13 protein-coding genes and 1 tRNA gene are annotated in these 15108 nt (G+C 69.3%); 7 read left to right on the forward strand and 7 right to left on the reverse strand.

Annotation, left to right across the window (positions count from 1 at the left end; all coding sequences use genetic code 11):
* Nucleotides 1-5 precede the first annotated feature (5 nt).
* The 4 genes from CDA09_RS14420 to CDA09_RS14435 form a co-directional block, all read right to left on the reverse strand.
* Nucleotides 6-90: transfer RNA gene (locus CDA09_RS14420), tRNA-Leu, on the reverse strand.
* Nucleotides 91-150: 60 nt separating this feature from the next.
* Nucleotides 151-1224, reverse strand: a complete 1074-nt coding sequence (locus CDA09_RS14425) for a lipocalin-like domain-containing protein (RefSeq protein WP_121430877.1) — start codon at nucleotides 1222-1224, stop codon at nucleotides 151-153.
* A gap of 5 nt (nucleotides 1225-1229) precedes the next feature.
* Nucleotides 1230-3737, reverse strand: coding sequence for an FtsX-like permease family protein (locus CDA09_RS14430; RefSeq protein WP_121429283.1), 2508 nt, complete (start codon nucleotides 3735-3737; stop codon nucleotides 1230-1232).
* Nucleotides 3734-4411, reverse strand: coding sequence for an ABC transporter ATP-binding protein (locus CDA09_RS14435; RefSeq protein ID WP_121429284.1), 678 nt, complete (start codon nucleotides 4409-4411; stop codon nucleotides 3734-3736). Before CDA09_RS14435 ends, CDA09_RS14430 begins: the two co-directional genes overlap by 4 nt.
* Before the next feature lie 408 nt (nucleotides 4412-4819).
* Here CDA09_RS14435 and CDA09_RS14440 point away from each other — a divergent pair, with 408 nt between their 5' ends.
* From CDA09_RS14440 to hpnE, 5 genes are all read left to right on the forward strand, one after another.
* Entirely contained in the window at nucleotides 4820-5743 is a 924-nt protein-coding gene (locus CDA09_RS14440; protein ID WP_121429285.1) for an ABC transporter substrate-binding protein, read from the forward strand.
* Nucleotides 5740-7107 carry a sensor domain-containing diguanylate cyclase gene (locus CDA09_RS14445; protein WP_121429286.1) on the forward strand — a complete coding sequence of 456 codons (1368 nt, stop codon included), beginning with the start codon at nucleotides 5740-5742 and terminating at the stop codon, nucleotides 7105-7107. Before CDA09_RS14440 ends, CDA09_RS14445 begins: the two co-directional genes overlap by 4 nt.
* A 68-nt stretch (nucleotides 7108-7175) precedes the next feature.
* On the forward strand, nucleotides 7176-8009 hold the full coding sequence (gene hpnC, locus CDA09_RS14450; protein ID WP_121430878.1) for a squalene synthase HpnC: 834 nt from the start codon (nucleotides 7176-7178) through the stop codon (nucleotides 8007-8009).
* Entirely contained in the window at nucleotides 8006-8839 is an 834-nt protein-coding gene (gene hpnD, locus CDA09_RS14455) for a presqualene diphosphate synthase HpnD (protein WP_121429287.1), read from the forward strand. The genes hpnC and hpnD overlap by 4 nt, the downstream gene beginning before the upstream one ends.
* 19 nt (nucleotides 8840-8858) lie before the next feature.
* Complete coding sequence (gene hpnE, locus CDA09_RS14460; protein ID WP_121429288.1) at nucleotides 8859-10169, forward strand: hydroxysqualene dehydroxylase HpnE; 1311 nt, start codon at nucleotides 8859-8861, stop codon at nucleotides 10167-10169.
* A gap of 11 nt (nucleotides 10170-10180) precedes the next feature.
* Here the strand turns inward: hpnE and CDA09_RS14465 are convergent, their stop codons facing one another.
* The gene (locus CDA09_RS14465) at nucleotides 10181-10897 is read right to left on the reverse strand and encodes an ABC transporter ATP-binding protein (protein ID WP_121429289.1); all 717 of its coding nucleotides are present in this window, start codon (nucleotides 10895-10897) and stop codon (nucleotides 10181-10183) included.
* Between CDA09_RS14465 and CDA09_RS14470 the strand changes: the two genes are divergently transcribed.
* On the forward strand, nucleotides 10881-11492 hold the full coding sequence (locus tag CDA09_RS14470) for an arylesterase (RefSeq protein WP_121429290.1): 612 nt from the start codon (nucleotides 10881-10883) through the stop codon (nucleotides 11490-11492). The two genes, CDA09_RS14465 and CDA09_RS14470, sit on opposite strands and share 17 nt — an antisense overlap.
* A gap of 34 nt (nucleotides 11493-11526) precedes the next feature.
* On the opposite strand, the gene selD is transcribed toward CDA09_RS14470, so the two are convergent.
* Nucleotides 11527-12567 carry a selenide, water dikinase SelD gene (gene selD / locus CDA09_RS14475; protein ID WP_121429291.1) on the reverse strand — a complete coding sequence of 347 codons (1041 nt, stop codon included), beginning with the start codon at nucleotides 12565-12567 and terminating at the stop codon, nucleotides 11527-11529.
* Between the two features lie 54 nt (nucleotides 12568-12621).
* Between selD and mnmH the strand changes: the two genes are divergently transcribed.
* Nucleotides 12622-13671 carry a tRNA 2-selenouridine(34) synthase MnmH gene (gene mnmH, locus CDA09_RS14480; RefSeq protein WP_121429292.1) on the forward strand — a complete coding sequence of 350 codons (1050 nt, stop codon included), beginning with the start codon at nucleotides 12622-12624 and terminating at the stop codon, nucleotides 13669-13671.
* A gap of 4 nt (nucleotides 13672-13675) precedes the next feature.
* Here the strand turns inward: mnmH and CDA09_RS14485 are convergent, their stop codons facing one another.
* Nucleotides 13676-15091: a sigma-54-dependent transcriptional regulator gene (locus tag CDA09_RS14485; RefSeq protein ID WP_121429293.1), complete on the reverse strand. Its 1416-nt coding sequence runs from the start codon at nucleotides 15089-15091 to the stop codon at nucleotides 13676-13678.
* Nucleotides 15092-15108: the final 17 nt, after the last annotated feature.

Here is a 15108-nt window from a genome sequence, read left to right on the forward strand (position 1 = left end):
CCTGATGGTGCCCAAGAAGGGACTCGAACCCCCACGCCTTGCGGCGCCAGAACCTAAATCTGGTGCGTCTACCAATTCCGCCACTTGGGCCCCGCAATGCCCGCGTTGCGGGCTGCCGCCATTGCAGCGGCGCGCGCATTATACACGGCCTCACATCCGCAGGCGTTCGGCGTACCCGGTCATTTCGAGATAGCCGCGGCCGATTTCGCGCCCCGCCTCGAACAGTTGCACGGCCCCTTCCCAATAGACGGCGCCGGTGGAACGGCGGCTGTCCAGTTCCTGGTCGTCCATCAGGGGACGCAGCTGCAGGCGGCGGCCGTCGATGTCGATGGCCCATTCGACCGCATATTCGGCCCCCGTCCGCGGCGAACGCCAGCGTCGCAGGGGCGTAAACACCACCTGGCCGGCCCGCAGGGCGCGGGTTTCGCCTTGCGCGGTGCGCAGCGTGCCGGCGGCCCACATCGCTCCGCCCAACTCGTCTCGCATGCGGAAGGCCATCAGCGAGCCGCCGTCATTGAGATTGATGCCGATCCAGTCCCAGCCGCGTGCGCCCTCGGGTATCAGCTCGCTGGACCATTCGTGGTCCAGCCACGCCCGCCCCGTGACCGGCACCGCGGCGCCGTCGACTCGCAGGGATCCGGCGACCGCAAGCTGGGGCCGGCTGTAGTAGTAGCTGGCGTGCTTGGGGTCACCGGCCTTCTGGCTGAAACCGCCCTCGCCATTGAGAACGGGGGCCGCTGCGGGGTCGAGGCGCAGGTCGAACGCGAAGTCCTCGGCCTCCACGTGGCCCTGGTAGTGATCCCCGCTCCATTCGAGCCGCCAGTCGCGCGCCCAGACCTGCGTCCGCCCCGTGGCAGCGCCCGCGACCGGATCGAGCGCCCGTTCGCTGCGTTCGGCATGCCGCAGGCGGCCCACGGACGGGTCGGCCAGCGCGGCATGGGCGAGCACGAGCTGGTGCGGGGCAAACCGGCTCGGATTGTCCTCCGCGATGCCGGGCCGGACGCGGAAGAAGGTGACCTGGAAGCCGCGCTCGACGCCCTGCCCGTCGGTGAGCCAGCCCGTCACGTACCACCACTCCGTGCGAAATTGCGGATGCGCACCGCCGTCGTCGGGAAAGCGCAGGGCCTTGCCCGGCAGCACGGGCGGATAGCCGACCTCGGCCACCGCCGGCAACACGAGCGCCACGCACAGGCCGAGCAGCGCGGCATGCCGGATCCACCGCATCGCCATCACCAGTCCTCCCGCACGGCGAGTACGGCCGAATCGCGCATCGCCTGATACCCGGACACGCGCGCGGCCAACGCGGCGAGCGCGACCACGATGAGGGCAAATGCCAGCAAGGCGACGCCCGGAAGATGCAGATCCATGCTCCAGTGAAAGCTCTGACGATTCACGACTTCGATCAGCACGAGGGCCACGGCGGTTCCCGCGACAAGGCCGAGGGCGGTTCCGGCCACGGCCGTCAGCAATCCCTCGAGGGTGATCAGCCGACCGATTTCCCGCCGTGTCAGCCCGAGGTGGCGCAGCACGCCGAATTCCTTGCGCCGCGCGAGCGAGAGTGCCGCAAAGCTGGTGCTTACGCCGAACAAGCCGATGAGCACGGCCACCACTTCCATCACGTAGGTGACGAGAAAGGTGCGGTCGAAGATCGCGAGGCTCAGCGCGCGGATCTCGCCCGGTGCGGCAATCCTCGCCGCACTTTTGCCGAGCAGCGCGCGCACGGCGGCAGCAACCGCGTTGAAGGATGCGCCGTCGGCGAGGAAGACGGCGACATCGTTGGCGACGAGGTCGCCGGTCGCGGCACGATAGTCATCGAGATCGATCGCGACGGCACCCTGCTGCCGCGCGTAATCGCGCCAGACCCCCGCGATGCGGAAGGCGACCGGCTTGCCGGCGAGCGGCAGGACGAGGCGATCGCCGGGCTTCACCGCAAAAAGGTCGGCCACCGCTTCGGACACCCATGCGGGCTTCTCGTCGGCGGGCACCCGCGCCGTCGCGCCCACCAGCGGAAGGCGGCTGCCGCCGTCCAGCGGGCGTGCGATCAGGGTCACCGGCAGGTGGCGGTCATCCAGGCGCAGCGTGTCGAAGCGCACGGGCATGATTCGTGACACCCCCTGCAGCGCAGCGATCCGCTGCAGGGTTCCGGGTGCAAAGAACCCGCTCGTCCCCTGCGACGCAGCGCTGACGTAGAGGTCCGCGGGCAGCACGGCAGTCAGCCAGCGATCGACCGAATCACGGAAAGAGGCGACCATGATCGCCATCGCGACCGCGAGCGCGACACTCGCGACGACGCCGGCCCCTGCGACGACGGCCTGCCCCGGCGCCGCCGCGAGGCGCGCACGCGCAAGCTGCCACAGGATTTTGCGCGATCCGGCCGCGGGGTGCACTGCAGTGCGCACGATCATGGGCAGGACCAGCACGGCACCGACGAGGATGAACGCTACGGCCAGATATCCGAAGACCGGCATGCCGCCGACGGGGGGCAACAGGCACAGCGCGAAGGCCAGTCCGAGACAGCCAGCGGCGATTCGCGGGCGGGCGCGGAAACGGAACATGTGCGCCTCGTCGCCGGACTTGAGCGCACGTGCGGGCAGCATGCGCCGCGCGTCGCGTGCCGGCAGCCATGCGCCCGCCAGCCCGGCGGCGACGCCCAGCAGCAGGTAGGCGCCGCTCGCCGGCGAGTCGAAGTGCAGCGCAGGCGCAACGCCGCGGAAATAACCAGCTCCGAGATCGCCGCCGACGACGTCGAACGCGACGGCGGCGATGCCGTGTCCGACCGCGATCCCGAGCAGGCCGCCCGCCAGCCCGACCACCGCGCCTTCGACGAGCAGGCCGCGCATCAGCGCCCGGCGGTCGAGTCCCAGCGCACGCAGGAAGGCGAGCTCCTGCCGGCGGCGCGCGACCGACAGGAACTGTGTCGAGAAGACCAGGAACCCGCCGGTGACGAGTGCGATCGCCGCGAGCATCGTGAGATTCACGCGATACGCACGCGACAGGCCCGCCGACTGGTCTTCCGTCGCCTGCGGCGTGAGCACTTCGACGCCCGCCGGCAGTCCGGCGGCTAGCGCGCGGCGGGCGGCCGCGATGTCGACGCCGGGCTTCAAGCGCAGGTCGATGCGCGTGATGCGGCCCAGCCGGCCAAAGAGCGCCTGGGCGGCCGCAATGTCCATCACCGCGAGCGCACGCCCCTGCCCCGCGCCGGGCACCGACCCCGCGATATGCAACGATGCGACCTGCGTGCCGGCCTGCACGTCCAGCCGGCCCCCCGGGGCAACGCCCAGTTCCGCCTGCGCTGCCGGGCTCGCGAACAGCACGCCGGGCCGCAGCACCGTCAGGTCACGCTCGCCCCGTTGCGCTTCGGCCACCAGCGGCATCAGGGCCGGACTCACCTGCGCGACCCGCAGCGCGTCGATGCCGAAGATCCGCAGCGATCGGTCGCGCCCGGGCAGGCGGACGTCGAGTTCGAGGACCGGGCTGGCATCGGCGACCTCGTCGCGGATCGCGAGCCGGCCATGCACGGCATCGTCGAACCCCTCGCGCGGGCCGATCACCTGGAGATCCGCTTCGCCCGCCAGCAGACGCATGCCGCGGCCGAATTCGTCGAGTGCCACGCTGTGGATGATCTGCACCGCCAGCCCGAGAGCGACGCCGAGCGCGATTGCGAACAGCGACAGCGCCGTTGCAAGGCGTCGGCGCGCGAGGCTCGCAAGGAAGATGCGACGCAGTACCGCACTCACGTGCGCGCCGCCTCCGCGTGCAGGCCGCCGGCGGACAGGCGCAGGACGCGGTCGGCCCGGGATGCGGCGGCGCGCGAGTGCGTGACGAGAACGCCCATCGCACCGTCGCGGCGAATGCCCTCCAGGAGCAGATCGAGCACGCCCGCCGCGCGGTCGGGATCGAGATTGCCCGTCGGTTCGTCGGCGAGCACCAGCGCGGGCCGATGCACGAGGGCACGCGCGATCGCGACGCGCTGCAATTCGCCGCCGGAAAGCTCGCGCGGCCAGCCCTTGGCGCGATCGACAAGCCCCACCCGCTCCAGCATCGCCCGCGCGCGGTGATCGGCCTCGATGCCATGCTCATCGAGCAGCCACAGGGGAAGCGCGACGTTCTGCAAGACGCTGAGATGCGGAAGGATGTGAAAGGCCTGGAACACGAACCCGTAGCTGCGCCGACGCAGCCGCGCGAAGGCGTCATCGTCGAGCCCCACGAGTTCCGTGCCGTCCAGCCGGATGCTCCCGCCATCGGCCGGCTCCAGGCCCGCCATGCAGTTGAGCAGCGTGGACTTGCCGACCCCGGATTCGCCCATGATCGCGACGCACTCACCGCGCCGCAGCTGCAGCGACACTCCCTCGAACAATGGGCGGGGGCCCTCGCTGTCGAAGCGCTTCTTCAGACCGTCGATCTCGAACATCCGATCACACCTCATGTCGCAAACGTTGGCTCCGCATCGGGCACCGGGGGGCGACGGCGCCGTTGCAAAACCGCAACGCGGAACACGCGCCGAATCCGTCACATCCTTTCCGCCGCAGGTGTGCGGAATTTCCCACCGGGGAGGATGACACGACGCGCCACGATAAATTCAAGCCGCTTATGATGGGCAAATCCGGGATTGACTCGATCCGACTTAAATGGAAAGCTGCCTCATTTCATAAGCATCGTGTATGTACCCCGCGAAATGAGGATGATGGCCACCTTGGCCGGAATGCTCCCGCGCGCCGCCTCCGCAACGAGGACACACCGACCCGAAGCGAATCCTCTTGCAAGCATACGCCCCGGCTCCCGATTTTTCCCACGACGACCGTCGCATGCCGCACGTGACATGCTGAGCCAGCTCGTGCGCCTCCTTTTCGTCCTGACGATGCTGGCGCTGCTGGTGCGGCCGGCGTTCGCGCTCGAAGTGGCAGTGGTGCTGTCGAAACGGAGCGCGGTGCAGGAGGCATTTTCCGGGGCCCTTTTTCGCGAAGTTTCGGCCTCCCCTTCCGTGCGCCTGAACAATGCCGGCAGCGCTGAAGAATCCGTCGACGACGCAATCCTGAAGCGCGCGGACCTCGTGATTGCCGTCGGCGCGGAGGCCGCCGACGCCATCGCCGGGCGCAGTGCGGCGCCCATCCTGGTCACGCTGGTCTCAACCCCCAACCTGCGCACGCTGCAGTCCCGGCATCCGCGCGTCAAGTTGGGCGGGATCGTGCTCGACCAGCCGCTTGCCCGGCACATGCGCCTGATCCGTGCGACCAATCCGAAGACCACGCGGGTGGGCGTGCTGCTCGGTCCGCAGTCGGCACCGATGCGCAGCGCGCTCGCCGAAGCGGGAAGCCGCCAGGGCCTGAGCATGAGCTTCGAGGTCATCGAGGACACCGACGGATTGCTGCCCGCGCTGGAACGCCTGCTGGAAACCTCGGATGCGATCCTCGCAGTGCCCGATCCGGTCGCATACAGCTCCAGCACGGCACGCCCGATCCTGCTGACCACCTACCGCTACCGCAAGCCGCTGTTCGGCTATTCGCAGGCCTACGTGACGGCCGGCGCAATCGCATCCGTCTATACGGCGCCAGAGGATGCCGCCCGCCAGGTGGGCGAATGGCTGGCCTCGCACCCGAACCCGACGCACGTCGAGCTGCCGGCGGCGGAGGCGCCGAAGTATTTCAGTGTCGGGGTCAACCGCCACGTGGCGCGCTCGCTCCTGTACCCGGTTCCCGATGAGACGGCCCTCGCCGATGCGATCGAGAAAAGGAGGCCGCATTGAAGCCGAGCCGCCTCTCCCTGCACGACCGGTTGCTGCTCGTCGCGCTGCTGCCGGCGGCGCTGCTCGCCACGCTCGTGACGGCGCTGGTCCTCTATCGCGGTGCCCGGACCGTGGACCGCGCAGTTCATGATCACGGCACGGCCATCGTCAGCTTCCTCGCCCCGGCGGCCGAATACGGCGTGATCTCCGGCAATCGTGCCACCCTTCAATCCTTGCTGCAGGCCGCGATGGCGCAGCGCGAAGTGGTCGCCGCGGCGGTGTATAACGACCAGGGGGTGCTGCTCGCAAGCAAGGGGCGCATCGGCGTGCTGGATCCCGAGGCCCTGCGCAGCGCGGCCAACGGGGGGACGGCCCCGTGCGCCGCGCCCGACATCCTCACCGTCATCGCGCCGATCGAATCGGCCGGCATCAACATCGACGACGAGTACCTGGACGGTTGGCAGACGCGGGGCGTCGCACGCACAAGGACGATCGGCTGGGTCCACGTCGAACTCGACACCCGGCCTTCGTCGCGCGAGAAATCCCTGACCGTATGGACTTCCTTCGCGATCGTCGCCCTCGGCCTGCTGCTCACGGCGGCGATCGCGGCAGGGCTGGCCCGGTCGGTGTCGCACCCCGTCGCAGGCCTGGTCCGCGGCGTCAAGCAGATGGCGGCGGGCGCACTCGACGTCAAGATCTCCGAGCAGGCGACGAGCCAGGAACTGTCCGCGCTGGAGCGCGGCTTCAACACGATGGCGCGTGCGATCTCGGAAAACCAGCGCACGCTGCAGTCGCGCATCGACGACGCGACGGCGCTGCTTGCCTACCAGGCGCAGCACGACCCGCTCACGGGCCTGCCGAACCGCCGCGTGTTCGAGCAGAAGCTGGAGGAATGCGTCATCGCGTCACGCCGTGCAGGTGATCACGGGGCGTTGTGCTTCATCGACCTCGACCGCTTCAAGATCGTGAACGACACCTGCGGCCATGCCGCCGGCGACGACCTGCTGATGCGCATCGCGCTGCTGATCCAGCAGCGGCTGCGCGAACAGGACATCATCTGCCGCATCGGCGGCGACGAGTTCGCGCTGATCCTGCGCGGCTGCAGCCCGGAGGACGCGCTCAACATCGCCAATGAGCTGCGGGAGAGCATCTCCTCGTTCCGCTTCGACTGGCAGGGACACACCTTCTCGGTCGGCGCCAGCATCGGCATGGCCTGCATCGACGGCACGCACACCGATCCGTCGGACATCCTGATCGCGGCCGACGCCGCCTGCTACGACGCGAAGCGAAACGGCCGCAACTGCGTCATACAGCACCCGGCGCAGGATTGCACGCCCGGCGCCGCCCCGGACGTGGCCACGTCGCGCGGCGGGAACACGGCCTGACCGGTGGCCGGGCCGTTTCGCATGCGGCCGTGCTGCGCCGCTTCGCGTATACTCGCGGCGCCCCGATCATGCCCGTCGACCACTACGAAAATTTTCCTGTCGCCTCGCTCCTGCTTCCGGTCCGCCTGCGCGAGCCCGTGGAAGCGATCTACGCGTTTGCGCGCACTGCCGACGACATCGCCGACGAGGGCGACATCGCGCCTGTCGCGCGCCTGGCGCGGCTCAACGACTACCGCATCGAACTGAACGCGATCGCGGCGGGCGCCCCCCCGCGCGACGCCTCGCTCGCACCGATCTTCGCGCGCCTGGGCACGAACATCCGCACCCACAAGCTGCCGCTGCAGTACTTCCGCGACCTGCTCGACGCCTTCAGCCAGGACGTCGGCAAGACGCGCTATGCCGACTTCGCTGAGCTGCTCGACTACTGCCGCCGCTCCGCCAATCCCGTCGGGCGGCTGCTGCTGCATCTCTATGACGCCGCGACCCCGGACAACCTGCGGCGCTCGGATCTCATCTGCACCAGCCTGCAGCTGATCAACTTCTGGCAGGACGTCGCCGTCGACTGGCGCAAGCAGCGCATCTACCTGCCGCAGGCCGACATGGCACGCTTCGGCATCGACGAATCGCACATCGACGGCGGCCGCTGCGACAGCGCGTGGCGCGCGCTGATGGACTTCGAAGTGCAACGTGCGCGCGCGATGATGCTCGAAGGCGCCCCGCTCGCGCGGCAACTGCCGGGCTGCATCGGCTGGGAGCTGCGCCTGATGGTGCAGGGGGGCCTGCGCATCCTCGAACGCATCGAGGCGATCGATTACGACGTATTCCGCCGCCGGCCCACCCTCACCCGCGGCGACTGGCCGCGCCTCGCGTGGCGCGCCGTGCATTACCCGAGAAACCGATGAATCCGCACGAATACTGTCACGACAAGGCCGCGAAGAGCGGCTCCAGCTTCTACTACAGCTTCATGTTCCTGCCGCCGGAACGGCGCCAGGCCATCACGGCCCTGTATGCGTTCTGCCGCGAGGTGGACGACGTCGTCGACGAATGCCATGACGTGCAGGTCGCGCAGACCAAGCTCGACTGGTGGCGCAAGGAAGTGTCGCGCGCCTATGGCGGGACGCCCAGCCATCCGGTCGGCTTCGCGCTGAAGGACGTCGCCGGGCGCTTCAACCTGCCGCGCGAACAGCTCCTCGAGATCATCGACGGCATGGAGATGGATCTCACGCAGAGCCGCTATCTCGACTTCAAGGGGCTGCAGCTTTACTGCTACCGCGTCGCCAGCGTCGTGGGGCTGCTCGCCGCCGAGATCTTCGGCTACCGCGAACGGCAGACGCTGAAGTACGCGCACGACCTCGGCATGGCCTTCCAGCTCACCAACATCATCCGCGACGTTGGCGAGGACGCCCGTCGCGGACGCATCTACCTGCCGATCGAGGACCTGCAGCGCTTCAAGGTCCCGGCGAGCCAGATCATGGAAGGACGCCACGACGAGAATTTCCGCGCGCTGATGGCCTTCCAGGCCGAGCGCGCCGAGACGTTCTACGACCAGGCGCTCGCCCAACTCCCCGCCGTCGACCGCAAGAGCCAGCGTCCCGGCCTCGTGATGGCGGCGATCTACCGCACCCTGTTGCGCGAGATCGCCAGCGACGGCTTCCTCGTGCTCGACCGCCGCACCTCGCTCACCCCGGTGCGCAAGCTGTGGATCGCCGGCAAGACCTGGGTGCGCGCATGACGACCGGACGCAGCCCGCGATGACCCAGCAGGTCGCGATCATCGGCGCCGGTTACGCCGGCCTCGCGTGCGCGGTCGAACTCGCGCGGCGCGGCGTGCAGGTGACCGTGTTCGAGCGCTCGCACACGCTCGGCGGACGGGCGCGCGCGGTCGCGAAGGACGGGTGGCGCGTCGATAACGGCCAGCACATCCTGCTCGGCGCGTACGCCGAACTGCTGCGCCTGCTCCGCATCACGGGCGGATCGCCGAAGGAACTCGCCCATCTGCCGCTCACCCTGCACATCCCCGGGCACCTGCACCTGCAGGCCGCCGGCCTGCCCGCCCCGCTGCATCTGGCGTTCGGCCTGCTGCGCGCCAAGGGGCTGGACTGGGGCGACCGGCTCGGGTTGCTGCGGCTGATGCGCACGCTGAAGAAGCGGCGCTTCCGCGTCGACTCCGACCTGAGCGTGGCGGCGCTGCTGCGCGAACTGCGCCAGCCCGAGCGACTGACCCGGCTGGTGTGGGAACCGCTGTGCGTCGCAGCACTGAACACCCCGATCGCCGAAGCCTCCGCGCAGGTGTTCGCGAACGTGCTGCGCGACAGCCTCGCGGCCGGTGCCGCGGCGAGCGAGCTGCTGATCCCGCGCGTCGACCTGTCGGAACTCTTCCCTGTCCCCGCCGCGCGCTACCTCGCCGTGCGCCGCGGCAAGCTGCGCACCGGGACGGCGATCGAGGCGATCCACCACCTGCACGAAGGTTTCCGGCTGGAAGGCGACCCCTCTCCCCGGCAGGTCTATGCGCAGGTGGTGCTCGCCACCGCCCCGCACCACGCGAGCGCCCTGCTCGACTCGGTGGGCAGCTGCGATCGCCTGTCGGCCATGATCGCCGCGCTGCCGAGCGAACCGATCACGACCGTCTACCTCGCGCTCGGCGCGTCGATGCGCCTGCAATACCCGATGATCGGACTCACCCGCGGGCCGGCCCAATGGGTCTTCGACCGCGGCCAGCTCGGCGGCCCCGAAGGGCTCTTCGCGTGCGTCATCAGCGCGCACGGCCCACATGACGCGCTCTCGCGCGAGGATCTCCTGCTCGCCGTGCATGCCCAGCTCGAACAGGAACTCGGCCGGCGCCTGCCGCCGCTGCAATGGTCGCAGGTCATCACCGAGAAGCGGGCGACTTTCGCCTGCCGTCCGGGCGTATCGCGCCCCGGCGCACAGACGCCTGTGCCGGGACTGTGGCTGGCCGGCGACTACCTCGACTCGGATTACCCCGCGACACTGGAATCGGCCGCACGCTCGGGGATCAACGCGGCCTCGCGCGTCCTGCGCCGCATCGCCAGCTCCGCCGCCTGACCTGTCCCGTCTCAGGCGGTGCGGGCGGACTCTTCCACCAGCCGCCCCGCCTGCATGTGCAGCACGCGGTCGCAGCGCCCGGCGAGCGATTCGTCATGCGTGACGAGAATCAGCGTCGTACCGGACTCGCGGTTCAACGCGAACATCAGCTCGATCACCGCTTCGCCCGTCGCCGCGTCGAGATTGCCCGTGGGTTCGTCCGCCAGCAGCAGGCGCGGGTTGGGCGCGAACGCCCGCGCCAGGGCCACGCGCTGCTGCTCGCCGCCGGAGAGATGCTTGGGATAATGGCGCAGGCGGCCGCCGAGGCCCACGCGCTCGAGCCACTGGCGGGCCGTTGCGGCCGCCTCGCGGGCCCCCGCGAGCTCCAGCGGCAGCATGACATTTTCGAGCGCGGTCAGCGCCGGCAGGAGCTGGAAGGCCTGGAAGACGAAGCCGATCAATTCGCCACGCAAGCCAGCCCGGTCATCCTCGCCGAGGGCAAACAGGTCGTGACCGAGAATCCGGACACTGCCGGCGCTGGGAACATCCAGGCCGGCGAGCAATCCCAGGAGGGTCGATTTGCCCGAACCGGAAGCGCCCACGATCGCAACCGACTCGCCGGCGGCGACACCGAACGACACATCCTGCAAAATCCGGAGCGTGCCCTGGCCATCGGCCAGTTCGACATGCTTCGACAGGCTCGAGACCTGCATCACCGGGACGGAGAATTCAATGCCGCTGCGATCCATCGTGACCTTCTTGTTTGCAGTCCTGTTGTCGGGCGCCGCCCAGGCGGCAACGATACTCGTGTGGGGCGACAGCCTGTCCGCCGGCTACGGCCTGCGCTCGAAGGAAGACTGGCCCACCTTGCTGCAGACGCGGCTTGCGCGCGAAGGGTTCCACCATACCGTGGTCAACGGCTCTGTCAGCGGCGAAACGACGGCCGGCGGACGCTCGCGCCTCGGCACCGCACTCGAGCGCCACAAGCCGGATCTCCTGATCCTCGAACTGGGCGCCAACGACGGCCTGCGCGGGCTACGGCCGACGCTGATGGGCGAGAACCTCGTCGCGATGATCCAGGCGGCACGCAGCAAGGGGGCACAGGTGCTGCTGGTGGGCATGCAGTTGCCGCCGAACTACGGGCCGGCCTACAACCGCCGCTTCCAGCAAGCCTTCGCCGAGGTTGCGCAGACCGAGCGGGCCCCCTTCGTCCCCTTCCTCCTCGACGGCTTCGCCGACAAGCCGGAGATGTTCCAGTCCGACGGGCTCCATCCGACTGCCGAGGCCCAGCCGTTGATGCTGGAGACGGTGTGGAAGGTGCTGCGGGCGCTGCTCAAGAACTGAGCGTGAATCGCCGCGGGCGCGACCGCGCGTCGGTTCATTCGACGCGCAGCACCGCCCCGCCCGCCACCATGCGGCCGATCACCTGGCCCTCGCTGCCCTGCTCGTCGCGGATCGCCGCGAGCACCGCATCGACGCCGGACGCGGCGCACGCGATCAGCAGTCCGCCACTGGTCTGCGGGTCGGTGACGAGCTTGCGCTGCCACTCGGGCGCATCGGCCGGCATCACCACGTCCTGCCCGTAGCTCGCCCAGTTGCGCGTCGACGCGCCGGTGGCGATGCCGTCGCGCACGAGCTTCTCGGCGGCGGCGATCTTCGGCAGCGCGTCGAAGCTCACGGTCGCGCCGAGTTTCGAGCCGCGGCAGATTTCCAGCAGGTGGCCGGCCAGCCCGAAGCCGGTGACGTCGGTGACGGCATGCACGCCGTTCATGCCCGCGAGGCGCGCACCGACGCGATTGAGCAGCGTCGTCCAGCGCAGCATCTCGGCGTAGTCGCCGTCCGACAGCAGCCCTTTCTTGAGGCCCGCCGAAAGGATGCCGATGCCGAGCGGCTTGGTGAGGATCAGCACGTCGCCGTCCTGCGCGCCGGCATTCTTTTTCACTTCGGCGGGGTCGACCACGCCCAGGCCGACGAGGCCGTAGATCGGCTCCAGCACGTCGATCGAATGGCCGCCCGCGATCGGGATGCCCGCGTCGCGGCACACCGAGGCGCCGCCTTCGAGGATGCGGCCGATCACTTCCGGCGGCAGCTTGTCGAGCGGCATGCCGACTAGCGCGAGCGCCATGATCGGGCGCCCGCCCATCGCGTACACGTCCGAGAGCGCATTCGTCGCCGCGATGCGGCCGAAATCGAAGGGATCGTCGACGATGGGGGTGAAGAAATCGGTCGTCGCGACGATCGCCTGCCGCTCGTTCAACTGGTACACCGCCGCGTCGTCCGCAGTTTCAGTGCCAACGAGGAGCTCGGGCGGAACGATGCCGGCCGGCGCGTGGGCGAGGAGCTTCGACAACACGGCGGGCGCGATTTTGCAGCCGCATCCGCCGCCGTGGGAGAATTGCGTGAGTTTGATCTGATCCATGGAATCCAAAGGGGAAAGGCGGCCGCCCGGCCAGCACCGGCGCCGCGACAAGGCATGAAAAAAGGCATTGCGACCGTAGCACAGCTGGACACCTTTGACGAGTTCATCGACGCCCGCAGCCCGGCGGAGTTCCAGGAAGACCACCTCCCCGGCGCGATCAGCTGCCCGGTGCTGGACAACGAGCAGCGCGCGATCGTCGGCACGATCTACAAGCAGCAGTCGGCTTTCGACGCGCGCCGCATCGGCGCGGCGATGGTCGCGGAGAACATCGCCCGCCACCTGCGCGAGCGCTTCCACGACAAGCCCAAGGACTGGCGCCCCCTCGTCTACTGCTGGCGCGGCGGCCAGCGCAGCGGCTCGTTCGTGACCTGGCTGCGCCTGATCGGCTGGGACGCCTGCCAGCTCGAAGGCGGCTACAAGAACTGGCGCCGCATGGTCGTCGCCGAGCTCGAGACCCTGCCGAAACGCTTCGACCTGCGCGTGATCTGCGGCGCCACCGGCAGCGGCAAGACGCGCGTGCTCGAGGAGCTCGCCGCGCTCGGCGCACAGGTGCTCGACCTGGAGGATCTCGCGGCGCACAAGGGCTCGGTGCTCGGCGCGCTGCCCGACCGCCCGCAGCCCACGCAGAAGGCGTTCGAATCCCGCCTGTACGAGAAGCTGCACGGCTTCGATCCCGCGCGCCCGGTCTATGTCGAGGCCGAGAGCCGCAAGATCGGCCGCATCCATCTACCCGAGGGGCTGATCCAGCACATGCGTTCGAGCGCCTGCGTGGCCATCGACGCGACGCGCGACGCGCGCATCGAATTCCTCGTGCGCGACTACGCCTACCTGGGCGACGACGTGCCCGACCTGCAGCACCGCATCGACTTCCTGCACGGGCTGCAAAGCAACGAGGTCCTCGACCGCTGGAAGGATCTCGCCCAACAGCGCGACCTGCACACGCTGTACGGGGAGTTCATCGACCTGCATTACGACCCGCTCTATCACCGCTCCCAGAACCGCAACTTCGCGCGCTTCCCGGACGCACCGAGCTTTTCCTGCGACGACCTGACCCCTGCGGGAGTCCGCGCGCTGGCGCAACGGATCCTCATCGCGCAGGCGTGAGCCGTCAACACGCGCTCGTCACGCTCAGGCCGAACTTGTCGATGCGGTAGCGCAGCGTGTCGCGGCTGATGCCGAGCACGCGCGCCGCGCGCGAAACGTTCCAGCCCGTCTGGCGCAAGGCATCGAGCAGGGCCCGGCGCTCCATGTCCTCGAGCGTCTGCGGCGCTGCCGGCGCGGCGGGCGCAGGCAGCGCCGCGGCCTGGCGGACCGGCGCGGGCGCCGTCGCGACCACGGCCGACAGCGACAGCTGCGGCGCATCGATCGCGGTTCCCGTCGCCATCAGCACGGCCTGCTCGAGCACGTTGCGCAGTTCGCGCACGTTGCCCGGCCAGCGGTGCGCAAGCAGCACCGCATCGGCGGCGGGTGTCAGGCCGGGCTCATGCTTGGCGTAGCGCGCCGCGTGCAGGCGGATGAAATGGCGCGCCAGCGACAGGATGTCGGTGCCGCGCTCGCGCAACGGCGGCAATGTCAGCTGGAAGACGCACAGCCGGAAATACAGGTCGGCGCGGAAGCTGCCTTCGCGCACCAGCGCCTCCATCGGCCGATGCGTCGCGGCGACGATGCGGACGTTGACGCGCTGGTCACGCAGGCTGCCGATGCGGCGCACGGTCTTCTCTTCGAGCAGCTTGAGCAGCTTGGCCTGCAGCGACAGGTCCATGTCGCCGATCTCGTCGAGAAACAGCGTGCCGCCCTCCGCCGTCTCGACCAGGCCCAGCTTGCGCTCGCGCGCATCGGTGAAGGCGCCACGCTCATAGCCGAAGAGCTCCGACTCGAGCAGCTGCGCCGGGATCGACGCGCAGTTGAGCTCCACGAACGGCCTGTCGCGCCGCGGCCCGTTGAAGTGCAGCGCACGCGCGACCAGCTCCTTGCCGGTGCCGGTTTCGCCCAACACCAGCACCGCCGGGGCGTCGCCGTCCTGCAGCTGCGACTCCGCATCGAGCAGCTGGCGAAGGGTGTGCTTCAGTGCAACCATCGGCGGCGAATCGCCGAACAGGCTGGCGAGGTCGGTGGCGTCGGCCTCGCGGCGATGGTAGTAATCGAGCGCGCTGTCGCGCTGCTTCTCGTTGAACGCCTTGTCGACGAGGAGCTTGAGCTTGCCCAGCGCAACCGGCTTGGTGAGGAAGTCGCGCGCGCCCGCCTTCATCGCCTCGACGGCGAGTTCGACCGTGCCATGCCCGGTGATCATGATCACCGGGATGCCGGAATCGAAGGCGCGCACGCGCGTCAGCGCCTCCAGTCCGTTGAGCCCGGGCAGGTTGAAATCGAGGATCACCGCGTCGGGCTTGAAGACGTCGAGCAGCGCCAGGCCATCCTCCGCGCTGCCTGCGACACGCACGTCATAGCCGCTGCGTTCGAGGTAGATCCGAATGTTCTTGCCGAGGATCGCTTCGTCCTCGATCACCAGAATCGCGCGCTCCATCGCCCCCTCCGCTATCT

The organism is Azoarcus sp. DN11, assembly GCF_003628555.1.
Taxonomy (GTDB): domain Bacteria; phylum Pseudomonadota; class Gammaproteobacteria; order Burkholderiales; family Rhodocyclaceae; genus Aromatoleum.

Excerpts from the sequence above, each read along its gene's own strand:
- CDA09_RS14440 (WP_121429285.1), top strand. The coding sequence starts at position 4,820 with ATGCTGAGCCAGCTCGTGCGCCTCCTTTTCGTCCTGACGATGCTGGCG.
- CDA09_RS14465 (WP_121429289.1), bottom strand. The coding sequence starts at position 10,897 with ATGGATCGCAGCGGCATTGAATTCTCCGTCCCGGTGATGCAGGTCTCG.
- hpnE (WP_121429288.1), top strand. The coding sequence starts at position 8,859 with ATGACCCAGCAGGTCGCGATCATCGGCGCCGGTTACGCCGGCCTCGCG.
- CDA09_RS14485 (WP_121429293.1), bottom strand. The coding sequence starts at position 15,091 with ATGGAGCGCGCGATTCTGGTGATCGAGGACGAAGCGATCCTCGGCAAG.
- CDA09_RS14425 (WP_121430877.1), bottom strand. The coding sequence starts at position 1,224 with ATGCGGTGGATCCGGCATGCCGCGCTGCTCGGCCTGTGCGTGGCGCTC.
- selD (WP_121429291.1), bottom strand. The coding sequence starts at position 12,567 with ATGGATCAGATCAAACTCACGCAATTCTCCCACGGCGGCGGATGCGGC.
- CDA09_RS14470 (WP_121429290.1), top strand. The coding sequence starts at position 10,881 with ATGCCGCTGCGATCCATCGTGACCTTCTTGTTTGCAGTCCTGTTGTCG.
- mnmH (WP_121429292.1), top strand. The coding sequence starts at position 12,622 with ATGAAAAAAGGCATTGCGACCGTAGCACAGCTGGACACCTTTGACGAG.
- CDA09_RS14435 (WP_121429284.1), bottom strand. The coding sequence starts at position 4,411 with ATGTTCGAGATCGACGGTCTGAAGAAGCGCTTCGACAGCGAGGGCCCC.
- hpnC (WP_121430878.1), top strand. The coding sequence starts at position 7,176 with ATGCCCGTCGACCACTACGAAAATTTTCCTGTCGCCTCGCTCCTGCTT.
- hpnD (WP_121429287.1), top strand. The coding sequence starts at position 8,006 with ATGAATCCGCACGAATACTGTCACGACAAGGCCGCGAAGAGCGGCTCC.